15 protein-coding genes are annotated in these 24,396 nt (G+C 69.4%); 12 read left to right on the forward strand and 3 right to left on the reverse strand.

Annotation, left to right across the window (positions count from 1 at the left end):
* The first annotated feature begins 42 nt into the window (after nt 1–42).
* The 3 genes from AC068D_RS27640 (at nt 43) to AC068D_RS27650 (ending at nt 8,297) form a co-directional block, all read left to right on the forward strand.
* On the forward strand, nt 43–2,991 hold the full coding sequence (locus AC068D_RS27640) for a helicase-related protein (protein WP_478825800.1): 2,949 nt from the start codon (nt 43–45) through the stop codon (nt 2,989–2,991).
* Nucleotides 2,991–7,154 carry an Eco57I restriction-modification methylase domain-containing protein gene (locus tag AC068D_RS27645; RefSeq protein ID WP_478825801.1) on the forward strand — a complete coding sequence of 1,388 codons (4,164 nt, stop codon included), beginning with the start codon at nt 2,991–2,993 and terminating at the stop codon, nt 7,152–7,154. The genes AC068D_RS27640 and AC068D_RS27645 overlap by 1 nt, the downstream gene beginning before the upstream one ends.
* A gap of 126 nt (nt 7,155–7,280) precedes the next feature.
* On the forward strand, nt 7,281–8,297 hold the full coding sequence (locus AC068D_RS27650; protein WP_478825802.1) for an EcsC family protein: 1,017 nt from the start codon (nt 7,281–7,283) through the stop codon (nt 8,295–8,297).
* A 51-nt stretch (nt 8,298–8,348) separates the two neighbouring features.
* On the opposite strand, the gene AC068D_RS27655 is transcribed toward AC068D_RS27650, so the two are convergent.
* Nucleotides 8,349–8,540: a DUF397 domain-containing protein gene (locus AC068D_RS27655; protein WP_381456026.1), complete on the reverse strand. Its 192-nt coding sequence runs from the start codon at nt 8,538–8,540 to the stop codon at nt 8,349–8,351.
* Nucleotides 8,537–9,433 carry a helix-turn-helix domain-containing protein gene (locus tag AC068D_RS27660; RefSeq protein WP_478825803.1) on the reverse strand — a complete coding sequence of 299 codons (897 nt, stop codon included), beginning with the start codon at nt 9,431–9,433 and terminating at the stop codon, nt 8,537–8,539. Before AC068D_RS27660 ends, AC068D_RS27655 begins: the two co-directional genes overlap by 4 nt.
* 157 nt (nt 9,434–9,590) lie before the next feature.
* Here AC068D_RS27660 and AC068D_RS27665 point away from each other — a divergent pair, with 157 nt between their 5' ends.
* The 8 genes from AC068D_RS27665 (at nt 9,591) to AC068D_RS27700 (ending at nt 20,596) form a co-directional block, all read left to right on the forward strand.
* Nucleotides 9,591–10,040, forward strand: coding sequence for an ATP-binding protein (locus AC068D_RS27665; RefSeq protein WP_478825804.1), 450 nt, complete (start codon nt 9,591–9,593; stop codon nt 10,038–10,040).
* Between the two features lie 110 nt (nt 10,041–10,150).
* The gene (locus AC068D_RS27670) at nt 10,151–11,854 is read left to right on the forward strand and encodes a hypothetical protein (RefSeq protein WP_478825805.1); all 1,704 of its coding nucleotides are present in this window, start codon (nt 10,151–10,153) and stop codon (nt 11,852–11,854) included.
* Nucleotides 11,851–12,138, forward strand: coding sequence for a hypothetical protein (locus AC068D_RS27675; RefSeq protein ID WP_478825806.1), 288 nt, complete (start codon nt 11,851–11,853; stop codon nt 12,136–12,138). The genes AC068D_RS27670 and AC068D_RS27675 overlap by 4 nt, the downstream gene beginning before the upstream one ends.
* Nucleotides 12,135–12,752, forward strand: a complete 618-nt coding sequence (locus tag AC068D_RS27680; RefSeq protein ID WP_478825807.1) for a nucleotide exchange factor GrpE — start codon at nt 12,135–12,137, stop codon at nt 12,750–12,752. The genes AC068D_RS27675 and AC068D_RS27680 overlap by 4 nt, the downstream gene beginning before the upstream one ends.
* A 69-nt stretch (nt 12,753–12,821) precedes the next feature.
* Nucleotides 12,822–15,326: an Hsp70 family protein gene (locus AC068D_RS27685; RefSeq protein WP_478825808.1), complete on the forward strand. Its 2,505-nt coding sequence runs from the start codon at nt 12,822–12,824 to the stop codon at nt 15,324–15,326.
* 67 nt (nt 15,327–15,393) lie between these two features.
* The gene (locus AC068D_RS27690) at nt 15,394–17,202 is read left to right on the forward strand and encodes an AAA family ATPase (RefSeq protein WP_478825809.1); all 1,809 of its coding nucleotides are present in this window, start codon (nt 15,394–15,396) and stop codon (nt 17,200–17,202) included.
* A gap of 8 nt (nt 17,203–17,210) precedes the next feature.
* Nucleotides 17,211–18,455 carry an McrC family protein gene (locus AC068D_RS27695; protein ID WP_478825810.1) on the forward strand — a complete coding sequence of 415 codons (1,245 nt, stop codon included), beginning with the start codon at nt 17,211–17,213 and terminating at the stop codon, nt 18,453–18,455.
* A complete protein-coding gene (locus AC068D_RS27700) occupies nt 18,455–20,596 on the forward strand; it encodes a UvrD-helicase domain-containing protein (protein WP_478825811.1) in 2,142 nt (713 codons plus the stop codon). Before AC068D_RS27695 ends, AC068D_RS27700 begins: the two co-directional genes overlap by 1 nt.
* 13 nt (nt 20,597–20,609) lie before the next feature.
* On the opposite strand, the gene AC068D_RS27705 is transcribed toward AC068D_RS27700, so the two are convergent.
* The gene (locus tag AC068D_RS27705) at nt 20,610–22,265 is read right to left on the reverse strand and encodes an N-6 DNA methylase (protein ID WP_478825812.1); all 1,656 of its coding nucleotides are present in this window, start codon (nt 22,263–22,265) and stop codon (nt 20,610–20,612) included.
* Between the two features lie 120 nt (nt 22,266–22,385).
* Here AC068D_RS27705 and AC068D_RS27710 point away from each other — a divergent pair, with 120 nt between their 5' ends.
* Entirely contained in the window at nt 22,386–24,104 is a 1,719-nt protein-coding gene (locus AC068D_RS27710; protein WP_478825813.1) for a TIGR04141 family sporadically distributed protein, read from the forward strand.
* Nucleotides 24,105–24,396 lie beyond the last annotated feature (292 nt).

Here is a 24,396-nt window from a genome sequence, read left to right on the forward strand (position 1 = left end):
AGCGGCTCCCGACCTTTACGACTTTAGGAACCGAGACATCTCATGAGCCTCAGGTACACAGCCGGCTCCCTGGTCGCCGCCCGGGGCCGGGAATGGGTGGTGCTGCCCGAGAGCGCCTCCGACATGCTGGTGCTGCGCCCGCTGGGCGGGAGCGAGGACGACATCGCGGCCGTCTTCCCCGCCTTCGAGGACGTACGGCCGGCCGAGTTCGCGGCGCCGAGCCCAACCGACCTGGGCGATCAGCGGGCCGCCGGTCTGCTGCGGACGGCGCTGCGCATCGGGTTCCGGTCGGGTGCGGGCCCCTTCCGTTCGCTGGCGTCGATCGCGGTGGAGCCCAGGGCCTACCAGCTGGTTCCGCTGCTGATGGCGTTGCGGCAGCGCACGGTGCGGCTGCTGATCTCGGACGACGTCGGCATCGGCAAGACGGTCGAAGCGGGCCTGATCGCCAAGGAGTTGCTCGCGCAGGGCGAGGCGACCCGGCTGGCCGTTCTCTGTGCTCCCGCGCTGGCCGAGCAGTGGCAGGGTGAGCTGCGGGAGAAGTTCGGCATCGACGCCGAGCTGGTCCTGGCCTCCACGGTGACGCGGCTCGAACGCGGTCTGGAACTGGGCCAGTCCCTGTTCGACAAGCACGCGTACACGATCATCTCGACGGACTTCATCAAGTCGACCCGGCACCGCGAGGACTTCGTACGGAACTGCCCCGACCTGGTGATCGTCGACGAGGCCCACAGCTGCGTGGCCGCCGACGACGCCGGGCAGGGCACCGCCTCGTTCACCTCCAACCAGCTCCGCTACGAACTGCTGCGCCGGATCTCCGCCGACGCCGACCGCCACCTGCTGCTGCTGACCGCGACCCCGCACTCCGGCAAGGAGTCCGCGTTCCGCAACCTGCTCGGCCTGGTGCGGCCGGAGCTCGCGACGCTGAACCTGGAGACACCGGCGGGGCGGGCGAAACTCGCCGAGTACTTCGTGGCCCGCAAGCGCGCCGACGTCCGCACCTACCTCACCAAGGAGGACGGCCTCAGCGACGACTCCCTGGCCGAGCGCACCGCGTTCCCGTCCGACCGCTGGACGAAGGACGAACCGTACAAGCTCGGCCCTGCCTACCGGGCACTGCTCGACGACGCCATCGCCTATGCCAGGGACCGCGTCCAGGCCGCCGGTGAGCAGGGCAGGCGGGAGGCCCGGGTCGCCTGGTGGTCGGTGATCGCTCTGCTGCGCTCGATGGTCTCCTCCCCGGCCGCCGCCGCCCAGACCCTGAAGACCCGCTCGGAGTCCGCCGCCGCCCGCACCGCACAGGAGGCGGATGTCCTGGGCGCCCCGGTCGCCGCCGACTCCGCCGAGAACGACCGTCTGGAGGGCATGGACGTCGCTCCGGGCGCCGCCGAGTCGGAGGAGGCGGGTGCCCGGCTGCTCGAACTCTCGCAGCGCGCCGCGGAGTTGGTAGGCCCGGCGGAGGACGCGAAGCTCAAGGCTCTCACCAAGCACTTGAAGAGCCTGATCGCCGAGGGCTACCACCCGATCGTCTTCTGCCGTTACATCCCGACCGCCGAGTACCTGGCCACTCAGCTCGACGGCAAGCTCGGCAAGAAGACGAAGATCGCCGCGGTGACCGGCACCCTCTCCCCGCAGCAGCGTCTGGAGCGCATCGAGCAGCTCGCCGCCGAATCCGCCGAGGAAGCGGGCGACCCAGCCGTCCGCCGTGTGCTGATCGCCACCGACTGTCTCTCCGAGGGCGTCAACCTCCAGCACTACTTCGACGCCGTCGTCCACTACGACCTGGCCTGGAACCCGACCCGCCACGACCAGCGCGAGGGCCGCGTCGACCGGTACGGCCAAAAGCGCGACCAGATCCGGGTCATCACCATGTTCGGCGAGGACAACGGCATCGACGGCAAGGTCCTGGAGGTGCTGTTCGCCAAGCACCGGCAGATCAAGAAGGACCTGGGCATCTCGGTCTCCGTCCCCGACGAGACGGCTTCCGGGGTGACGGACGCCGTCGTGGAGTGGCTGCTGTTGCACGGCCGTCACGGCAGCCAGGAGAGCCTGTTCGAGCTCGACAGCCACCAGGAGTCCTTCGACCGTATCGAGCGCGAGTGGTCCTCGGCCGCCGAGCGGGAGAAGACCTCCCAGTCCAAGTACGCCCAGCGCAGCATCCACCCGGAGGAGGTGGCCCGCGAGGTCGCCGCCGTACGGGCCGCGCTCGGCGGCGCCGACGAGGTGCGCGGCTTCGCCCTGGAAGCACTGCGCGACCTAGACGCCTTGGTCCGCGACCCACGTGACGAGAGTGGGGACTTCACCGCCCAGGCCGGCGGCGCTCCCGCCGGCCTGCGTGACGCACTCGCCGCCACACTCGGCGGACGCCTGATCGAGGAGGACCGGGAGATCCCGTTCCGTACGACACCGGCGATCGGCCGGGGCGAGGCCGCGCTGGTCCGCACCGACCCGGCGATCGGCGCGATCGCCTCGTACGTCCTCGACTCGGCGCTCGACGCGAACACCCCCGGCCCGCGCCCGGCGCGCCGCTGCGGTGTGGTGACGACGGACGCGGTGACGATCCGGACCACGCTCCTGCTCGTGCGGTACCGCTTCCACCTCACGCTGCCTTCCCGCACCGGCGAGCGGCAACTGGTCGCGGAGGACGCCCGGTTGCTCGCGTACGAGGGGATGCCGTCGCGTGCCCGCTGGCTGGACGACGAAGCGGCCGCCGCGCTGCTGGCCGCGCGAGCCAGTGCCAACACCCATGAGCAGCTCGCCCGCAACCAGATCGGCCGTGCGCTGGACGGTCTGCCGGATCTGGCCGGGCATCTCACGGAGTACGGCACGAGCCTGGCCGCCGAACTCGACGCCTCGCACCGCCGGGTCCGCAAGGCCAACGAGGAGATCGTCCGCGGCCTGAAGGTCGTCCCGCAGGAGCCCGCCGACGTCCTCGGTGTGTACGTCTACCTGCCGCAGCAGCCCGCTTCTACCGTGTCCGGAGCCGAAGCCTGATGCCCGTCACCGCCACCCGCACCGCCCTCGCCTTCACCGCCGTCACCACGGTCGGCGGGCTGCTCCCCGCCGACATGCTGCTGCGCATCGCCGAGGCGCGGAACCTGCCGGGCACCAAGTCCGCCGACTACGGCCTGCCCGCGTCGGTCCCGGTACGCGACGAGGCCGAGCGTGCCTGGGAGTACCTCAAGCCGCTCTGGCGCGACCTGCGCAAGGCCCTGCCCTCCGACCCGAACACCGGCGCCCCCGCTGCCGACCCGACGGGCCGGGCCGGTACCGACTGGCTCGCCCAGCTCTTCCGGAAGCTGGACTTCGGTGCGCTGACGGAGGTCGGGGAGGGGGGTATCCCGGCCGACTCGGAGCCGGAGAAGCGGTTCCCGGTTTCGCACCGGCATGGTCCGGCCCTGGTCCACCTGATCCCCTGGAACCAGGAATTGGACAAGCGCCCGGCGGCGGGGCAGGTTCCGGCGCAGTCGATGCTTCAGGACTGCCTGAACCGTACGGAGGCTCACCTGTGGGCGGTCCTGACCAATGGCCGGCGTCTGCGTCTGCTGCGCGACTCGTCGTCATTCTCTACGGCCGCCTATGTCGAGTTCGACCTGGAGGCGCTCTTCGACGGTGAGCTGTTCAGCGAGTTCGTGCTGCTGTACAGCCTGCTGCACGCGTCGCGGTTCGCGGTGCCGGAGGGGGCGGCGGCTTCGGGGTGCTGGCTGGAGAAGTGGCGTACGGTCGCCATAGAGTCCGGCAGCCGGGCCCTCGACCACTTCCGCGACGGCGTCCAGGCGGCCCTCACCGTCCTCGGCACCGGCTTCCTGAGCCACCCGGACAACACCCACCTGCGCACCAACCTGGACGTCCACGCCTTCCAGACGGCCCTGCTGCGGCTCATCTACCGCATGATCTTCCTCTTCGTGGCCGAGGACCGGGGCGCCCTGCTGGACCCCGACGCGGACGAACGGACCGTCGACCGCTTCTCCCGCTACTTCTCCACGGCCCGCCTCCGCCGTCACGCGCTACGCCGCCTCGGCACTGCGCACGACGACCGGTACCGCGCCCTGGAGCTGCTGATCGAGGGGCTGGGCTCCGAGCAGGGCCGCCCCGAGCTGGGCCTGAAGGGACTCGGCGGCCTCTTCAACGACACCCCTGCCGACAGGCCCCTGCGTGGCGTGCGGCTCGCCAACCGTCACCTCTTCGAGGCGGTCAAGCACCTGGCCCGCGTACGGGACGCCGGTTCCGCGCGCTGGCGTCCGGTGGACTACCTGCGAATGGGCGCCGAGGAACTGGGGTCCGTGTACGAGGCGTTGCTGGAGCTGGTGCCGAAGCACAGCGCGGCCGACCGTACCTTCGAACTGGTCGACCGGATCGGCAACGACCGCAAGAAGACCGGCAGTTACTACACCCCGACCCCGCTCACCGAGACCCTGCTGGACTCCACGCTGAACCCGGTGATCGACGACGCCGTCAAGCGCGGGGAGCAGCGCGCGAGCGCCGAGGGGCGGCCCGACCCCGCCGACACGATCGTCGAGGAGCTCCTGTCCCTCACAGTGTGCGACCCCGCGTGCGGGTCCGGGCACTTCCTGGTGGCGGCGGCCCGGCGTATCGCGAAGCGTGTCGCCGCGGTGCGGAAGCGCAACCCGGAGCCCACGGACAGGGCGGTGCGGCATGCCTTGCACCAGGTCGTCGAGCGCTGTGTGTACGGCGTGGACCTCAACCCCATGGCCGTCGAACTAGCCAAGGTGTCCCTGTGGCTGGAGGCGATGGAGCCCGGCCGACCGCTCGGCTTCCTGGACGCCCACATCAAGCACGGCAACGGCTTGATTGGTGCGACGCCTGCGCTGATGCGGGACGGGATCCCGGACAAGGCGTTCAAGAAGGCCGAGGGTGACGACGAGGGGTGGGCACGGCAGCTGCTTGCCCGTAACGCGCACGAACGTGAGGGCCAGGGCGGGCTGTTCGAGGTCGAGACGGAGACGAAGGTCGCCAACGGCTCGTTCGCGCGCGGGCTGCGCCGGATCACGGCGGCCCCGGCCGGTGACCTCAAGGACATCCGCCGCAAGGAAGCCGACTACCGGGACTGGGCAAATTCGGCCGAGTATCTGCGGGCCCTGCATCTCGCGGACGCATGGTGTGCGGCGTTCGTCTGGGTGAAGAGCGAGGAGGCTCCGCCAGCCATCACGCACAAGGTGTTCCGAGGGCTGGAGGATCCGGAGGGGGACGCGGCGCCGCAGTCGACCCACGACGAGATCGTGAGGTTGCGGGACCAGTACGCCTTCTTCCACTGGCACTTGGAGTTCCCGGAGATCTTCGCGGTTCCGGAGGACGGGGATGTGTCGGCCGGGGCGGGGTCCGTTGATTCAGGGACGGGGTGGGCCGGGGGGTTCTCTTGTGTGGTGGGGAATCCGCCGTGGGACAAGGTCGACTTCGAGGACAAGAAGTACTTCAGCGTGGTCGCGCCGGAGATCGCGGCAATCTCCGGTACAGCACGGCGTACTCGCATCGCCGAGTGGGAGCAAGAGAATCCTGAGGCCAGGAAGCTATACCGGGAAGCGCGGCGTGCGATCAAGGGGACGTTCCACTTCGCAGGGGACTCGAGAGTGTTCCCGTTGTGTGCGAAGGGGCTGACGGAGCCAGGCGTCAACTCCCTACAAACCGACACGCTATTCGCAGAGCGGGCTTCCAGTGTGGTAGCACCAGACGGGCGCTTCGGCCTTATCGTGCCGACGGCCATTGCAACGGGTGCGGGCTCCCAACATCTGTTCGCGGATTTCACACGGCGGGGCACGCTGGCGTCGTTGTACGACTTCGAGGTGAGACGCCCGAAGTCTCCAGCGCTTCCCAGGGGCGGCAAGTGGTTTGACATCGACTCGAAGCAATCGTTCTGCCTGTTGTCCGTGACAGGGCGGGCAAGGAAAGCGGACGTGGCCCGCCTCGGGTTTTCCATGTCCGATGTCACAGACATCTACGAGCAGGACCGCGTCGTTACACTCAAACCTGACGACCTGGCCATCATCAACCCCAACACGGGCACCCTCCCCAAGCTACGATCCCAGCGCGAAGCGGACCTGGTGGCAGAAATCCACCGGCTCATCCCCGTGCTGTGGAACGAAGGAGACCGGCACGGCAACCCCTGGGGTATGTCCTTTAAGAACCTGTTCAACACAACGGACGACTCCGATCTTTACCGCAGTCGCAACAACCTTGAGGCTGAGGGGTGGGAACTCCAGGGCAACATCTTCGAGCGCGACGGCGAACGGATGCTGCCGCTGTACGAGGGCAAGATGGCTCACCTCTTCGACCACCGCTGGAACTCATTCACCGGTACTGGCAGCGAAGACCGGCGCCGCATCAGCACCTCGGAGAAATCCGATCCTGCGGCATGCGCTGAGCCTCGATACTGGGTCCTGGAAGACGGTCCCATCTCAACAGTCCGGCGCGGCAAGGACACCGAGGTGCGTGGCGTCGGCGAACGCCTCGCCATAACGCATTGGACGCATGACTGGCTGTTGGGATGGCGTGACATCACCTACTTCACCAACGAGCGCACCGCCATCCCCGCGTTCCTCCCTCGAGCCGCCGTCGTTGAGACCTTCCCCCTTATGCTCCCCCGCGTCTCTCCACCGCTGATTGCTGCACTCCTAGCCACGCAGTCCTCTCTGGTCTTCGACTTCGTGAGCCGCCAGAAGATCAGCGACGCGCACATGAAGATCTTCATCTGGAAGCAACTCCCAGTCCCCACACCTACCACCCTCGAACCTCACCTCCCCTTCCTCCTCCCCCGCGTCCTCGAACTTGTCTACACGGCGTACGACATGAACCCTCTCGCTCGCGACCTCGACGACGAGGGCGAGCCGTTCCAGTGGGACGAGGACCGACGTGCACAGCTGCGCGCCGAACTGGACGCGTACTTCTTCCACCTCTACGGGATCTCTCGTGAGGACACCGACTACATCCTGGAGTCTTTCCAGACGGAGTCCGGCGGCCTCAAGAACAACGAGATCTCCGCGTTCGGCGAGTACCGGACCAAGCGCCTCGTCCTCACCGAGTACGACCGCATGGCCACCTCCGGCCTGACCCTAGAATCCCCGCTCACCGAGGTCGAGTCCGGCACGTACCGTTCCCCCCTCGCCCCGCCTCCAGGCCAGGGCCCCCGGCACCCAGCCTGACAGCCTGATCCTGAACCGCCCCGAAGGCGTAAGCGGGCCCAACCACCCTGCGCGGGCCCGCACTTCAGGTGTCGAAGTGTCACGAGAACCCGCACAACAGGCCCACCGTCGAAACGGAGAACCTCAGTGAGCCCCGACGCCGGCCACCTCCTCGACGGCATACCCGCGATGAGCAAGTACGACGAGCAGGTATGGGCCAGGCTCAACGACCACTGGCAGCGCCGCAACAACCGCCGCGGCCTGCCGAACTGGGCGAGCACAGCGCTGAGTCGCACCAGCGAGGCCGCCGGAAAGGCCACGAGACGGGTCGCGGACGTGGTCCCGGACGCTGTCTCGGAGCCCATGCGGCGCGCGGGCGACGCGGTCGCCGACAAGGCCCTGCGACCGGCGCTAGCGGGCGCTGCGGCGTTGCTTGAACTCGTCAACGAGTCGGCCAGGGAGCTCAACGACCCGAAGAACGTCGAGAAACTCGCTCGCAAACAGGGGCTCGAACTCGAAAGCTTCACCGAGCTGCGGAAGCAGGACCTCAAGTTCTGCGACCGGCTGCTGACCCGCAACACCCTCAAATGGCGCACCGCAGGGGCCTTCGAAGGCGGCGCCATGGGCGTTCTGGCGTTGGTCCCCGTCGCCGGTATCCCTGCCGCGATGACGGCGGACATCCTCGTCATTCAGGTACTGAGCACGTCGATCGCCTCGCGGATCGCGTACTCCTACGGCTACGACGCCAAGGACCCCGACGAGCAGCGGTTCATCCAGCGCCTGGTACGCCGGTCCTTCATGGCCCAGGCGGCCAAGGCCGAGCCCTTGCGCGACACAGCACGGGCAGCGCACGCGCTCAAGGGACGCGTCAACTGGTCGCAGAAGCTCCGCCAGGACCATCGCCTCGTGGCCGCCCTGGAGAAGCTGATGCAGCAGCTCAGCCCGGCCGGCTCCAGGGTGCCGGTGCAGAGCGTCGCCAAGGTCGTGCCGTTCGTGGGGATTCTCGTCGGCGCGGGCATGAACGCCGCGATCCTCGGCAGGGTGGCCGCCGACGCCCAGCGGTACTGCCAGACCCGCTTCCTGTGCGAGAAGTACGGCCTGCCGCTACCGGCCGCACTGGCGACCGACGACGAGGACGACGACACCCAGGCCGATGCCCCGTAAGTGCTGCGGTGGCGCCTGATCGAAGCGCCACCAACTCGTGCACCACTCCGCTCAGGCGTGGTCCACGAACCGCACGAACGACCGCCAGCCCTCACGACCGACCACGAAAGCCGGGCGGCTCACATCCTTGGAGTCCCTTACGTGGACGGCCTGTTCAGCAAGAGCGATCTCCACGCAACTGTCGCCCTCGCTGCCGCTGTAGCTGGACTTGAACCAGGCGAGTTCCGTCGTACCGCTGCTCATAGCTCTCCTCGCAGTCGCTCCAGCAGGCCCCGCGATTCCGTCGGGTTCAGGGCCTGCGAGCGCAGTGTTTCATAGCGCTGGCAGAGCACACTCACCTCTTTCGAGTCGGAGATGAGCCGCCCGTTCTTCTGCCCCTCCGAGTAGCCGAGCCGCCGCCCCTCCGGAGTCTCCAGAACCTGCACGGGCCCATCAAGGCACGCGTGCAACCCTGCATCCAACGGCACGACTTGCAGTGTCACATTGCGCGGAGCACTCCGCTCCAGCACATGGTCCAACAGCTCACGCATCGCCCCCGCGTCCCCGAACCGCCGCCGGAAGACATGCTCCTCGACAATGAAGCTGAACGGCACGGTCGGCCGTTCCCGCATCATCTCCTGTCGCCCCATCCGCGCAGCCAGCTGCTCCTCCAGCTGCCCATCCGTCCGCAGCGGAATCGTCCCCTCGAACACCGCCCGCGCATACGCCTCCGACTGCAACAACCCCGGCACCAGCCGACACTCATACGTGCACAGACTCACCGCCTCCCGCTCCAGCCGAGCCCACCGCCGGAACCAAGCCGCCAGCCCCACCTCCCCCCGGCTCAGATGACGCGCAGCCCGCCGCAGCGCACCCGTGTTGCCGGTCACCCCCTCCGCCCGCGCCACGAACGCCTCGTCCGGCATCCGGCGCCCCAACTCCACCGATTCCACGGTGTGTTTGGAGTACTGGACGATCGCGGCAAGCTCCTCCCGGCTCAGCCCCGCATGTTCCCGCAACGCCTGGACGACCGCCCCGAACGTACGCAGACTGTCGGACGGATGAGGTTCCCGCTCCCACTCCCCCGCCGGACTTGTCCGGGCGGCCCCAACCCCCACAACCGCCTCCGCATCCGTCTCCGCCTCGACGATGTCCATCCGCCGCCCCTCTCTCCAGCCCTTCGGGCCCGCACACGATCACCACTCAGCGTGACGTCAGAAGAGACGTACTGTCCACCCTGCGTGCCCGTACGCTGACTCCGCGTACGGGGTGCCGCGCTCGCAACAGCCCCCACACCCCCGCCACGCTGGCTCCATGAGCCAATCCCCACCCCAACTCACCACCCCCTCCATCACCTTCACGCAGCTGCTCTCCCCCACCCCGCGCGGCGCCCGCCTCGCCCGGCTGCTCAGCGTGAGCCAACTACGGTCCTGGGACGCCCCGCACGACCTCACGGAGCGTGCCGAGATCGTCGTCGCGGAGCTCGCCGCGAACGCCGTACTCCATGGGCGCCTGCCCGGTCGTAGCTTCCGGCTGACCCTCGTGTTCGACGCCCCGGCCGACCGCCTCCGCATCGATGTCACCGATGCACGCGGTGACAGATGGCCGCAACCCCAGCCCACGACCGCCGCCTCCTCCGACACGGCACTCCACACCAACGGACGCGGCCTCGCCCTCGTCGCCGCGATCGCCGACCATTGGGAGACGCTGCCCCACCCACCCAGCGGCAAGACCGTGCGAGCCGAACTGGCCAGCCCGGCCTGAGAGGCACCCAGCGCAAATCAGCCATCCCGCCCGATCACGCGTTGACGTTGCCAACACGCCTCCTTACGGTGGTCCCTTGCAGGACGGGGGATCATGGGGGACGACAGACCGTGCAGGGGAAAGACACCGGCGAGCCCGAACGGACCGTCACGGCACGCAGCCTCCTGCTCGATGCCGAACACGCCTTCCACCGCGCGGAGTTCCGTCTCGTACGGCCGCTTCTCCAGCGGTTCCAGAACGAGTTCGGCACGTCCGACACCGACGACACCTCAATGCGTTACGCCATACTCCGCGCCGCCCTGGCCGCTCGTGCGGGAAACTGGCCGGAGGCGGCCCGATGGTGCCCTGACCGAGACGACCTGGGCTGGGCCGACACAGACATCGTCCACTCCCTTGCGGTGAGTGCTCTGCGCAGGCTGAGCGAAGACGGACGGCACACCGAAGCCAGTACCGCCGCGCTCGCGATCGTCCTGTGGGCACAGCTCCTGGACGAGGAGGATCTGAGCGACTTCCACGGGCTCCTCAGCGAACGGCGCGACACCCCCGTACCCGAGACACTCTGGGACGAAGCCCGTCGCCATCTGCACGGACGCATCACCGACCTGCTGCACGCCCTGGACGTCCGAGCCGGCCGTGACGCCCTCTCCGCGTGGCGGACGGCTTGGGAGGCCGAGCGCGACGGCCTCGACCCCGTCGTCGTCCCCTCCGCCGCCGCCCCCGACGCTCTCATCCCCCTCGGGCTCGCCGCCGGTCATCTCGTACGACATGGCCGCCGTACCGACCTCCTCGACGCCTACACCGCGCGCCATCCCGACACGACCGCCTGGACCGTGGACGCACCCGACCACCGTGCTTGCGCCGACGCGCTGGCCCAGGCTCTTGCGGGGCGGGGCCAGGACCGGGTGCGGGCCGGTGAGTGGACTTCGGCGCTCTCGGACTTCAGCACGGCGGCGCGGCTCGGACGCCGCCTCGGGGCCAAGGAGCAGCAGGCCGTACTGCGTGCCGCGACGAACGTCGGGCGGACCAACAACGGGCGTGGCTACTCAGCCGTCACACGGATCCAGGGCCTCGGCCTGGCCCATGCCCTTCTGCCGCAGAACTCCTCCGTGGCGGCTGAGTTGACCGCCGTGCTGGTGCGTGAAGGTCAGCGCTTGCTCAAGAGCGACCCGGCGCAGAGCCGTAGGCGTTTCGCGCGTGCCCTGGACGTGACGCCCGGGGACCCTGACGCCCGGTCGGGCCTCGACAAGCACCTGAGAGCGGACCTCGCCCGAGGAGACAAGCTCTGTGTCGACGACGTGCGGGGCCTGCTCGAACGCGACCCGGAGTGCGTGCCGGCCCGGATATGGCTCCAGGACCACTACGCGGGACTGGCGATGACCGCAACCATCGCCCCCGACACCGACGACACCCGCGCCACCATGGAGCACCGCGTCGAACTGCTGAGCATGGCCGTGGACATCGCGGGCCCTGCCCGGACCAGCCAGGTCAGGGAGCAGATGGACACCGCCGTTCTCCTGCTCGCGGAGCACCTGGAAGCCACCGCGACCCCGTCGGACGTCATCGAGCTGTTCCTCCGGGATCTGATGCGGACCGGTGTGAGTGCCCGTTTCGATCAGACCGTGGAATCCGCCTACTTGAACCGCGCCCGGGAGCGCGAGCGGACCGGCGATCCGGGCGGGGCGCAGCGCGACCGCGCGTGCGCGGAGCGGATCGGGGCCGAACTGCCCGCCCAGGGACTGCTCTTCGGCCCCAGCCCCGGGCCTCGCTCCGGCAAGAACGGTCATGACGACACCGGACAGGAAGCTCTCTTTTGACCCCCGACGCATCCGCCGCCCCGGACCGCGGGGCCAGCGAACTCCCCCCGATCCCCTGGTTCGGCCCCACGCTCCACGAACTCGTGCCTGGCATCGCGCCGGGCACCCGCCCCCTGCCCCTGCGCAGGCAGGCGGCACAAGCGCTGGCCAAGGCCCGACAGGATCCCGTCAGGCACGGGCTCATCGAGCGCGCCGACAAGGATTCTCGCAGTCCCGTCGCCGCTCTCGTCGCCGAAATGCTCACCCCGCCCTTGCCCCAGCAAGCCTCCGAGGAGCGTCCGTGACCGAGTCCGCCCCGGCCGTGTCGACCGGCCCGCCGTCCGAACTCGACAAGCTGCGGCGCCGGGTCGAGGCGTTGTCCCGCAAGCGCGAGGAGGCCGAGGCCCGATTGCGTGACCTGCTGACCGCGCTGCTGTCGCTGGACGACGTCCTCGCGGACACGAGCCGCCGGGCCGGTGCCCTGCACGAGGCGCGGTCCCCGCGTGAGGCGGTCTCGGCCGCGATCGCGCTGAGCGAGCAGGTCGACGCGGCGCACCGGATCCTGCGCAGCGAGTTGGCCCAGCACGACGTCATCCCGGTGGACGTGGTGGGCCGGGTCGTCGATCCGGCGGAGATGCGCGTCGTCGGTACGGAACCGCATCCGACCTGGCCGGAGGGCACGGTACTCAGGGAGAAGGCCACCGGCTTCCGCCTGGGCGGCGCCGTCCTGCGGGCCCCGCGGGTGGTCATCGCCGTGCCTGGACCGGCACCGGAGCCCAAGCCCGAACCCGAACCCTCGGTCACGATCGCCGCTTCAGGCAGCAAGCGAACGCAGCCGCAGCGCACCACCCGCTCTCAACGGCTCCGCCTGCCACGCAAGCCCTCGGCCGGGCGCGGACGCCGCTCCCGCCGTACCTGACCCGACCCACCCGTACCGCACCGCCCCGTTCGCCTTCGACGCTCCATGACGATCAGGAAGCCCCCTGCCATGCACCGGACTCTCGGTATCGACCTCGGCACCACCAACTCCGTCACGGCCTGGCTGCACGACGGCGTCCCAGCCGTCCTGCCCAACCGGCACGGCGATCCGGCCACCCCGTCCGCCCTCGGCATCGACTCCCGAGGCGGCTTGCTGGTGGGGCAAGAGGCCCTCAACTGGCGTAAGGGGGACCCGAGTTCCGTCATCACCGAGGTCAAGCGGCTGATCGGGCGGCGCTGGGACGACGACCTCGTACAGCAGGCGCTCGCCACGCGTCCGGACGACGCGCCGCCGGTGCGGGCCGGAGCCGACGGCTCGGTGGAGATCCGGCTCGGCGAGCACTACCTCTCCCCCGTACAGGTCTCCGCCGTCCTGCTGCGACGGCTCAAGAAGGATGCCGAGGACACGGCGGGAGTGCCGTTCCGGCGTGCGGTGATCACGGTGCCGGCGTACTTCGCCGAGCCGCAGACCCATGCGGTGCGCGAAGCCGGACGGCTGGCCGGGTTCCATGTGGCGCGGATCGTGAAGGAACCGACCGCCGCCGCGCACGCCTTCGGTATCAGGTCGGGCGAGAACGGGACCCCGGACTACGCCACCCTGCTCGTCTTCGACCTGGGCGGCGGCACCTTCGACGTGTCCCTGCTGACGATCGGGCCCGGTTACTTCTCGGTGGATCAGCTGGGTGGGGACAACCTCCTCGGCGGGGCGGACTTCGACGCGCTGCTGGACCGCCACTTGCGCGAGCGGCTCGACGGACGTGACCACGGCGGCGAAGGGGACGCCTCCCGCATCCGGGCCGCCGCCGAGCGCGCGAAGGTCGAACTGTCCGCGCGGGACGCCTTCGACGTGACGCTCGCTCCGCTCGGTCTCCAGGGCGGATCCTGGTCGGGGACGGTACGGCGCACCGACTTCGAGAATCTCCTCACCGAGCACCTCGGCCGGATGCGGGACACGGTCTCGTCGGTGCTGACGGAGAGCGGCTCGCTGCCCGAGGACATCCAGCGGGTCCTCCTGGTCGGCGGATCCACTCGCATCCCTGCCGTCCGGCGTGATCTTCAGGGACTCTTCGGCGAGGACACGGTGTCGGACGCGGTGGACCCCATGATGGCCGTCGCCCACGGTGCCGCCGTGGAGGCCGGTCTCCTCGACACCCTCGACTGCCCTGCCGAGAGCTGCACCATCGAGGGCATCCCTGTCACCGAGGACGCCTGCCCGTCCTGTGACACCCCACTCTTCGGTGCCGCCACCGTGGACTGCCCGGGCTGCCACGTCCCTGCCTCCGAACTCACCGCCGTCTGCCCCGTGTGCACCACGGATCTGTCCGGACTGCGGGCTGTCGCCCCGGCGACGATCCGCACGGAGTGCCGGGAGTGCGGCCGCAACGACAACCCCGCCTCCGCGACCGCGTGCCTGGACTGCGACGCGCCGCTGGACCTGGGCGGGCTGAAGTGCCCCGGCTGCGGAATGGTCAATGCCCCCGGTCTCAGCACCTGCTCGTTCTGCGGCGGCGACTTCGGCACCGCGCTTCCCCAGCAGGTCACGGCACAGCACATCGGCCTTGAGCTGGACGACGGCTCCCTCAAAGTCCTCTTCCCCGGCGGCACCCACTACCCGACCGAATGGCACCGGGTCGACGACCTCGCGGTACGCAGCGACAACGGCGCATCCGTGCGCTTCCAGCTCTGGGAAGGACCGCACGTGCGCTCGGCGCAGCGCAACGAGTTCTGCGGGAGCTTCGTCGACGAACGCACCGAGGGACTCCGCGGAGAGGTGCCGCTCACCGTTCAGGCGAAGCTCGATGCCGACCGGACCATCGCCTTGCAGTACCGCCTCGGCTCCGGCGACTGGCGAGGCGCGGAGCTCCGCCGCAGCTTGGTCTCCACAGGTACGGGCAGGAAGGCAGCCGAACTCCACGACCGCTACGCCCGCTTCCTGGCCGACTTCAAGCACGGCCTGACCGCCGCCGAACTCGACGCCCTCACCGAGGCCCAGGCCGACTTGGCGGCGCTCGCCAGGGGAGAGACCGTGGGCCGTTCCCTGGACGGGCTCCTGGAATCCGCCCGCACCACTCTGGACCTGTGCACGCGGGCCCGAAGTGCCCACGCGCAGGCGAGCATCGCCTCCCGGAGCGGGCGCGGGCTGCTGCCGCCGCCGCTCCTGGAAGAACTGCGGGAAGCCGCCGAGGCGGTCATGGACGCACGCAAGGCCATGGACCCCGACGCCATGCGGGCGAACACCGAACGCGTCGAGGACCTCTGGACCGGAATCGATCCGGCGGTCCGGACCTCCCTCACGACCATCCAACTGGCCGAACAGGACGCCTATCCGGCGACCCTGCGGAAGGAGATCGTGGCCGCCCGCGACGAGCTGCGCGGCGCCGTGGAACGCGGCGATCAGGCGGCTCAGGACGCACAGCTCGTACGCCTCGTGGGCCTCGCCAAGGCGGGCCGCGGCCAGTTCGCGGACGTGACCAGCCCGCCGTCTGTGGGAAGCGTGCTGCCGACGGAGCGGTGACGGTTCTCGGGAGCCGTTGTTCACCAACACAGAGTCCATTGACAGTGTCAACAGGTAGAGTGGAGTCATGTCGCAGCCCGAGCTCCTTCCCGGCACTCCCGAGTTCCGCATCAAGCTCCCCAAGGGCGGTGAGGCGCGCGGGCATCTGCTGGCCGAGTTCGGCGGCAACGGCACGCACAAGTTCCTGCTGCGGGAGGGTTCCCTGGTGGCCGCCGAGGCCTGGCCCGGGCTCGGCGACCACGCCCGCCGCAACCGCGCGGATCTGCGCGCGAGCGGCGGCCTCGTCGACGTGACGGCCGACCCCGGCCTGCCGAAGGACCAGCAACGGTGGAGGGCGGCCCGGGACATCGAGTGCAACTCCTCCTCGGCCGCCGCCGCGCTCGTGTACGGCTACGACGCCTCCGGCCCGGAGTCCTGGCGCACCGCGCAGGGCCATCCGCTCGCCGACTATCTCTCCACCGGTTGGCGTGCCCCGCGCAAGGCATGGCTGGTGCGCGGCTCCAATGTCTCCGGGCACAACCTGGTGCGGCAGTTGTGGCTCCAGGAGGGCCTCGTCTCGCTCCCGGCAGCGCATCTGCCGCCCCTTGAGGAGAGCGATCCGACCAAGAGCACGCTGCGCCGCTTCGTGGAGGACGGGTACGAGGGAGCGGCCTCGTACAACCAGAAGCGGGGTCTCGTCGACGAGCTGCACGCCTTCCTGACCCAGATGCGGATCGGCGACACCGTGGCCACCATCAGCGACGGTCGACTTCACATCGGGCAGCTCACCGGCGACGCCGTACAGGCCTCGTCGCCGGGCGGTCTGTCCAATCTGCGCAGGACCGTCGCCTGGTTCACACAGAGCCACGCGTACGAGGAGCTGCCGGAGGAACTGCAGCAGAAGTTGTCCGTTCAGCATGATGTCGTCGACCTGACCGGTGTCCTGGACGCCCTGGACGTGCTCACCGGACTGGTGGACCTCGCGGCCCCGGAGGCGGCCGACACCACCGGGGAACGGCCGGCGCCCCGAGAGCTGACTCTGCCGGACATCACCGAGGAACTCGCCGCCGAACTCCTCGTCCATGACCGCGACTGGCTGGAGGAGATGCGGGAACTGCTCATCGACGAACGGCAGTTGGTGCTCTACGGCCCCCCGGGCACCGGCAAGACGTATCTGGCGATGAAGCTGGCCGAGTACCTCGGCGGCGGTCCGGAGCAGGTCAAGATCGTGCAGTTCCATCCCTCGTACGCCTATGAGGACTTCTTCGAGGGGTTCCGGCCCGTGGAGGATCCCGAGACGCGGGAGGTGGCCTTCCGGCTGACAGCCGGCCCGCTCCGGGAGCTCGCCGATCTCGCCTCCCGCGACGGCAACCGGCACATCCCGCACTTCCTGATCATCGACGAGATCAACCGCGCCAATCTGGCGAAGGTCTTCGGCGAGCTGTACTTCCTCCTGGAGTACCGGACGAAGTCGGTCCGACTCACCTACTCGGGAGACGACTTCGCGTTGCCGCCCAACCTCTTCGTGATCGGCACGATGAACACCGCCGACCGGTCGATCGCCCTCGTGGACGCGGCGATGCGGCGCCGCTTCGCATTCGTGGAGCTGTCCCCGCGCACCGAACCGACCGCCGGGCTGCTCGCCCGCTGGCTGAAGCGCGAGGGCAAGGACCTGGAGCCCGCCCGCCTGCTCGACGCCCTCAACGCCCGCGTCGACGACGCCGACTTCGCCATCGGACCGTCGTACCTGATGAAGCCGGGCGTGTACCGCGACGGCGGCCTCGAACGGACGTGGCGCACAAAGATCCTGCCCCTGCTGGAGGAGCACCACTACGGCGAGGGCCTCGACATCGCCGCCCGCTACGGCCTCGACGCCCTGCGCGAGCGGCGCCCGTGACACTGCCCATGCCTGAGGTGTCGCTGCGCGAGTACGGGCCCGCCGTCTCCGTCGCGCTGGACACCGAGGCCGGGCGGGCTCTGGCCGCCTCCGGGATCCTGGAGAGCGCCACCCCCGATCCCGGCCGTGGCGGGCACTGGCTGCTGCGGGCGGGCAGCCGCGTCGGCGCGGTGCGCACGGCCGGCGGTCAGGTCGTACGGATCATGCCCAAGACCCCGGTGAGCCGGTTGTTCTTTCTCCTCGGGTTCAGCCTCGACCCGGCCCGCGCCTGGCGCGACAGCGGCGAAGGCACCGTGGGCACCGGCGCCTACGACGATGTCGTGCCCGCCCTCGCCCATGCTGTGGAGCGTCAGATCGACGGGGCGCTGCGACGGGGTGTCCTCCAGGGCTACCGGGAGGTCGAGGAGACCGCGCTGGTCGTGCGTGGAAGACTGCGTGAGGCCGAGCAGATCCGGCGGCACTTCGGCCGTACGCCGCCCGTGGAGATCGCCTACGACGCGTACACCGCCGACACCGCCGAGAACCGCATCCTGCGCGCCGCCGCCGAGCGGTTGCTGCGGTTGCCGGACGTTCCCGGTCCCGTCCGGCGGCGCCTCGCTCATCAGCGGGTACGACTGGCCGACGCGCTGCCGTTGATACGGGGGCAGGCGCTGCCGCGGTGGCAGCCGTCGCGCCTCAACTCCCGCTACCAGCCCGCGCTTCGGCTCGCGGAAGCCGTCCTGCGCGGTACCTCACCGGAGCACCGGCCGGCCGGGGCCGACCCGCTCGCCGTGGACGGCTTCCTGCTCGACATGAACAAACTGTTCGAGGACTTCGTCACCGTCGGCCTGCGCGAGGCGCTCAGGGAGCACGGTCTGACCGCGCGCCTCCAGGACCCCCATCACCTCGACGTCGCGGGTCGGGTGGGCCTGCGCCCCGACCTGGTCGTCCGCACCGGTGACGGCCGTACTCCGCTCGCCGTCGTCGACGCCAAGTACAAGGTCGAGAAGGCCGACGGGCTTCTCAACGCCGACCTGTACCAGGCGCTCGCGTATGCCACGGTGCTCGGTCTGCGCGAGGCCCACCTGGTGTACGCGGCCGGACGGCAGCCCGAGCGCGTCCACGAAGTGCGGGGGACGGCTGCGGGGCCGGACGGGCGGGGGATGCGGATCTATCAGCACAGCCTCGATCTCTCCCGCGAACCAGAACAACTCCTCACGGCTTTCCGGGAGATCGCCGGACGTCTGGCGTCCGGAAGAAGGGAAGGTACCTGATGCCTCGGCTCGCCTTCGCCCAGAGTTTCTGGGACGGCTACGACGCTTTGGAGAAGCCGGTCCGGGCCGGAGTGCGCAAGGCCATGGCGAAGTTCCAGGCCATGAGCGCGGCCGAACTCAACGCGGACAAGGGGCTGCACCTGGAGTCCGTCCAGAACGCCCGTGACCCGCGGATGCGGACGATCCGCATCACCGACTTCTGGCGCGGTGTCGTCCTCGCCCCCGACGACGGCAGTGACATGTTCCTCCTGGTCAATGTCCTACCGCACGATGACGCCTACACCTGGGCGGCGAAGCGCCTGTACAGCGCGAACTCCGCGACGCGCGCCCTGGAGGTCCGCAACGCCGTCGCCCTGGACGAGCTGACACCGCTGTACGAGACGGCCGCGCGCACGGCTCCCCGGCTGCTGTTCGCGGACGTCTCCGACGGCACGCTGCGCGAGCTCGGCATCGACGACCAAGTCCTGCGCGCCGCACGAACGTTGGTGGACAAGGCCCAACTGGAGGCTTTCGCCACGCTGTTGCCGGAGGACCAGCTGGAGGTGCTCCAGTACCTCGCCGAGGGCTTCAGCCCGGAAGAGGTCTACCGCGATGTCGTGGCCGTACGCCGCCCCGCCGACGCGCCCGCCGAACCGGTCGAGGACCTGGCCACGGTGATCACCAACACGTCCGCCCGCATCCGGCTGGTCACCGGGCCGCGGGAGTTGGAGGAGATGCTGGCGAAGCCGTTCGCGGCCTGGCGCGTCTTCCTGCATCCCTCCCAGCGGCGCGTCGCCTACCGCACGTCGTACGGCGGCCCTGTCCAGGTCACCGGGGGCCCCGGCACGGGCAAGACGGTGGCCGCGCTGCACCGGGTCAAGCATCTGCTCGGCCGCTCCGAGGACGGCCGCATCCTGCTCACCACGTACACGAACGCACTCGCCGCCGGACTGCGCGAGATGCTCGGTCTGCTCCTCGACGAGGACGAGAAGCTGCTGGCACGGGTTGATGTGACGACGGTCGACGCCTGTGCCAACGGCGTCGTGCGCACCCACTCTGCGACCGCGCCCAAGCCGATCGGGGACCGGGAGCAGCGGCAGTTGTGGGAGAAGGTGGTCAAGCAGCTGGATCTGCCGTTCACCGCCCGGTTCCTGGCCCAGGAGTACCGGCATGTCGTCCTCGGCCAGAACCTCCGCGATCTCGACGCCTACCTCGGCGCGAGCCGCCGCGGCCGCGGCACCGGTCTCGGTGCCGCGCGCCGCCGGGAGGTGTGGAGGGGCGTGGAGCGGTTCGAGCGGTTCCTGCGCGACCGCGGCGAGACCACGCACCTGGGCATCTGCACCCGTGCGGCGGAACTCCTCGCCGACGGCACCAGGCCGGCTCCGTACGCCCATGTCGTCGTGGACGAGGCACAGGACCTGCACCCCGCGCAGTGGCGGGTGCTGCGTGCCGCCGTCTCCCCCGGCCCCGACGACCTGTTCATCACTGGCGACCCGCATCAGCGGATCTACGACTCCCGGGTGTCGCTGGGCTCGTTGGGCATCGCCTCAGTCGGCCGCAGCTTCCGGTTGCGCGTCAACTACCGCTCCACGGAGGAGATTCTCGCCTGGTCGGCCCGCCTCCTCGCGCCCGTCACCGTCGACGCGCTGGAGGGCGAGGGGACGGACTCGCTGGCCGGGTACCGCTCGCTGCTTCACGGCGGCCGCCCCCGGGTACGGGGGTACGCCACCCGGCAGGAGGAGACGGAGGCGCTGGTGGAGCGGGTGCGTGCCCTGGTCGCCGAGGGTTTCGCGCCGCACGAGATCGGTGTGTGCGCGCGCTTCAACCTCGCCCTGGACGCGGCCGAGGAGAAGCTGAAGGCCGCGGGGATTCCGGTGCTACGGGTCAAAGGGCAGGTCACGCAAGGGTCCGAGGGCGTGCGGCTGGCGACGATGCACGCGATGAAGGGACTGGAGTTCCGGGCGGTGTCGGTGCTCGGTGTCGCCGAGGGCACGGTCCCGTTCGCCCGTGAGATCACCCCGCGTGAGGCGGACCCGCTCCAGCATGACGCCGATCTGCTCCGTGAGCGCTGTCTGCTCTTCGTCGCCTGCACACGCGCTCGCGAAACCCTGAAGGTGACGTGGAGCGGAACCGCGAGCCCCTTTCTCCCGCCCGTCGACTGACTGGCGAACCGGCTCATTCCTCCGGTGCCAGGGCGCCCGTGGCCAGACCGTCACGGGCGACCTCGGCGAGCTGTCGGCTCAGCTCGTCGACCTTGCGCATGCCCTCCTCGAACGCGGACAGGGCACGGAAGGCAGCGCCGTACCGACGCTGCTCGTCGATGCCCATACGGGGGATACGTGAGCCCCTGCCGTCGAAGCGGTAGGTCCCGCTCGCGCTTGTGGACCTGCGGGCGTTGGCCGAGCTGCGCAGGAACCCTTGCAGATAGTCCGTGTCGAGCTGCTCGCTGGCCGAGACGGGCTCCGGACCGTCGTACGCGACGAGCCCGGCGCGGGCCAGATCCGCGACGCTGGTGGTGGCGCCGTCCAGCGAGCCCGGCCCGCCGCCCGTCGCGAGTTCGGGCAGAAGGCCGGCGAGTCGACGGATCTGGTCCTCCAACTCCTTGCGCAGGGCGATGTATTCAGCGGGGTAGTCGCAGTGCCGGGAACGGAGATGGCTCCCGGGCGTCAGGTCGACCGTGTCGTCGAGGAGTTCGATCAGCGGCACGTCGGCAACCTGGTCGGGGCGTGGTTCCAGATCCCCGTCGGGTGGGTTCTCCGTCAGGTCGACCATGCTCACGGTGTGGTGCGTGTCCAACCCTTCCGTGTTCTCGGGACGCTGGAGACACCACAGGTGCACAGGCAGGGCGTGCGAGGTCGCCGTCCCCGGCGGCAGGGCGATCACTTGGCGCACGATGCCCCGGCGGACGAGTTCCGACCGGATGCGGCGGCCGGCCTTGCGGTAGGCGACCGAGGCCGGCATGACCATGAGGACGTGGCCGCCGGGCGCGGTGTGGGCGTAGGCGTGCTGGAGCCAGGCGAGCTCCCCCTCGGCCTTGGACGGGGTGCCGAGGTCCCAGCGGGAGTCAAGCAGCAACTCCTCCCGCCCCCAGTCGGTCACACCGGCAGGAGGGTCACAGACGACCAGATCCGCCTTGAGGTCCGGCCATTCGTCCGCACGCAGTGAATCGCCTGCCACGATGCGCACGCCGGAGCGGCCCAGGAGGTCGGCGCGGAGCTGTGCGAAGCGAGCACTGTAGCCATCCACCTCCTGGCCGCAGCAACGCGTCCCGGCGCCGGAGGCGACAGACAGGAGGAGCACCCCGATTCCGCAGGCAGGATCGAAGACCGTGGCGTTGGACGGCAGTTCGGGGGCGAAGTGGCGGACGGCACGCACCACGCGCTCAGGAGTCACCTGGTCGGATCCGGCCCGCCGAGCGGAGTCCATGAACCGTTCGGTAAGTCCGTTCACAAGGTCGACGGACGATCCGGTTCGGACGAGCGCCTGTACACGGGCGGCGACGTCCTCCGGCAGCCCCGGTCCGGTCTCGCCGGCCACGGCGGCGGCAACCTGCGCCAGGCCCGAGACCATCTGTTCCCCGTATGCAGCCCGCATGGCCTGCCACAACTCGACCTCGGGTGACACCTCCTGGCCCTTGCGCTGTCGGTCCAGCCATTCCTGGACCTCGGTGAGCGCGTAGAGCGGACTGTTGGCGGCACCTCCGGCAGGCGCGGGGAAGTCGTCGTAGCGCCGGCGCCAGTTGGAGACAGCGGCCCGGGTGACTCCGGCCAGCCGGGCGATCTCGGCGCCAGTGACCAGTGGGCCAACCGATGGAGCGGCGTTGTCCGTCATATCTCCAGCGTACACGGACCGGCACTCACATTCCAAAGTGCCGTCTGTTGACAACGTACACATGCAGATGTTTCTCTTACCTTGTGTACTCGATTCCCTCCTGGCCCACGGAGCCGCGCCATGCCCTCGCACACCGAAGTACGTACCGTTTACCGGCTGTCCGGCGTCGCCCCCACCAGCGAAGCCATGCTGGACGCCCTTGACATCGAACTTCTAGACAGCCTCGGTGTAGATCCACATTTGCCGGAGGCACTCGGGGTCCCGGCTGTGTACATCACCTGTGGGATGGAACGCGCCGAGGCCCCGTGGTGCGAGCCCATGTCACGCACCACGGGCATCGCGGTCAACGAGAGCGTCCGCCGCACCGCCGCCGTACTGCTGATCGCAGTCGATGGCATGGTGTATGCCATCGGCTGTGACCAGGGGTACCGGTTGATCCCCGAACACCTCAAGGACAAGCGTTTCGGTCTCTCGTTCGCCATCCGGCAGATGGACCCGAACTTGATCCGCGGAGCCGTGTCGAGATCTCTCGGGCAAGCTCGCACGGACATCTCCCTGGTTCCGGGCGGCGCCTCGGTCCCGTTGCTGGGTATTCGCGACCACTCGCGCATCGTGCGCAGCCTGGGCGGATACCTCGACGACCTGCCGCTCACCCGGTCGCGGTACAGCCTCGGCAAAGCCGTGAGCGCCCAGGGTGGGTGCGGGCTGCGGATCGCCCTCGGAATCGAACCCGAGGCCCTGCTCTCCGACCTGCGGACCATCGCCAGGATCTGCCGTGAGGACATCCCGCATCACGAGCTGGAGTTCATTGACCACATTGTCCCGGTCAGCGACCCGACGACCCTCGACACCCTCGGCGAAACCCTGGACGACCGTCTCGGGCGCCCCGACGACGGAAGCATCTCCGTCTGTGTCCCCTCCGAACATCACACGGCGTACGCCGAGGCCACCACGTACATGACCCAGATCAACAGCGACAACGGAGCCCTGCGCTCGGACCACTTCGACCTCGGATACGTGATCACCCGGGCTCGGCTCGCACCGCCCGGCCGGCGTCTGAAGGCACTGCGCGAAGGGACGGTGACCCTGGCCAGGAGCCGCCGGAGGGGGATCGCCGACACGCTCGCCGTCACCAGTGTGCTGACCTGGCTGGAGACCGGTGTATCCCTCGGCTCCAGACGGTTCTTCCTGATGGACGGCGAATGGTACGAGGCCGGGGCCGCCTATGTCGAAGAGTGCCGGGCCACGGTGCGGGCGCTGTTCTCTCCTTTGCCTTCCGTCTCCCTCCCCTCCTGGGAGGACGGCGAGTCGGAGAACACCTACAACAACAGAGTGGCTGACGAGTACAACAGCGAGGTGGCTGACGAGTACAACAGCGAGGTGGCTGACGGTCAGCCCCGCTGGCTCTGCCTCGATACCAAGAACGTCGCCAACCCTCTCCGACCCAGGGACCAGGTCGAGATCTGCGACCTGCTCACGCCCGACGACACCCTGATCCTCGTCAAACGGGGAGGCGGTTCCAGTCCGCTGAGCCATCTGTTCAGCCAGGCCAGGGTCGCGGTGGAACTGCTCCAGGAGTCCGCCCGGGTCCGCAGCGAGTTCACCGCCAAGGTGGCCCGGCTGAGTCGCGGCGCACGCCTGCTTCCTGATGACTACACGCCCAAGCGAATCGTCCTTGCGATGCTCCTCAAGAACCGCACGAGCCTGACCCCGGACTCCATCTTCGGCTTCTCCCAGATCACCATCGCGCAGACCGCGAAGGCGCTGGCGGCACGAGGGGTGACTGTCGAGGTCATCGGCATCCCTGAAGGCGGCACCGACGCACTTTCACAGCCTTAGTGCGAGGTGGAGACCAGTGCAGCGGGATGACGGCCACCGTCATCTGTTGCCAACTGCCGTGGAGTACCGCACTTCGACTGCTTGCGTCCTCTCCGCCGCCCAAAGCCGAAACAGTGGCCGTCGGAAGTGCCGGTTCCTTGCGACTTTTCTGGGACTTCCGGCCGCGTCAAGGAGTACGAATGTGAAACAACCGAAGGGCGATCTGTGCAGTTCAACACCGTGAACCCGCCCAGCGCGCCAGGTCACAGGCCACCCGTTCTCTTCCGGGACATCTGACCAGGAGGACTACCAG

This window comes from Streptomyces sp. NPDC043861 (assembly GCF_056435905.1).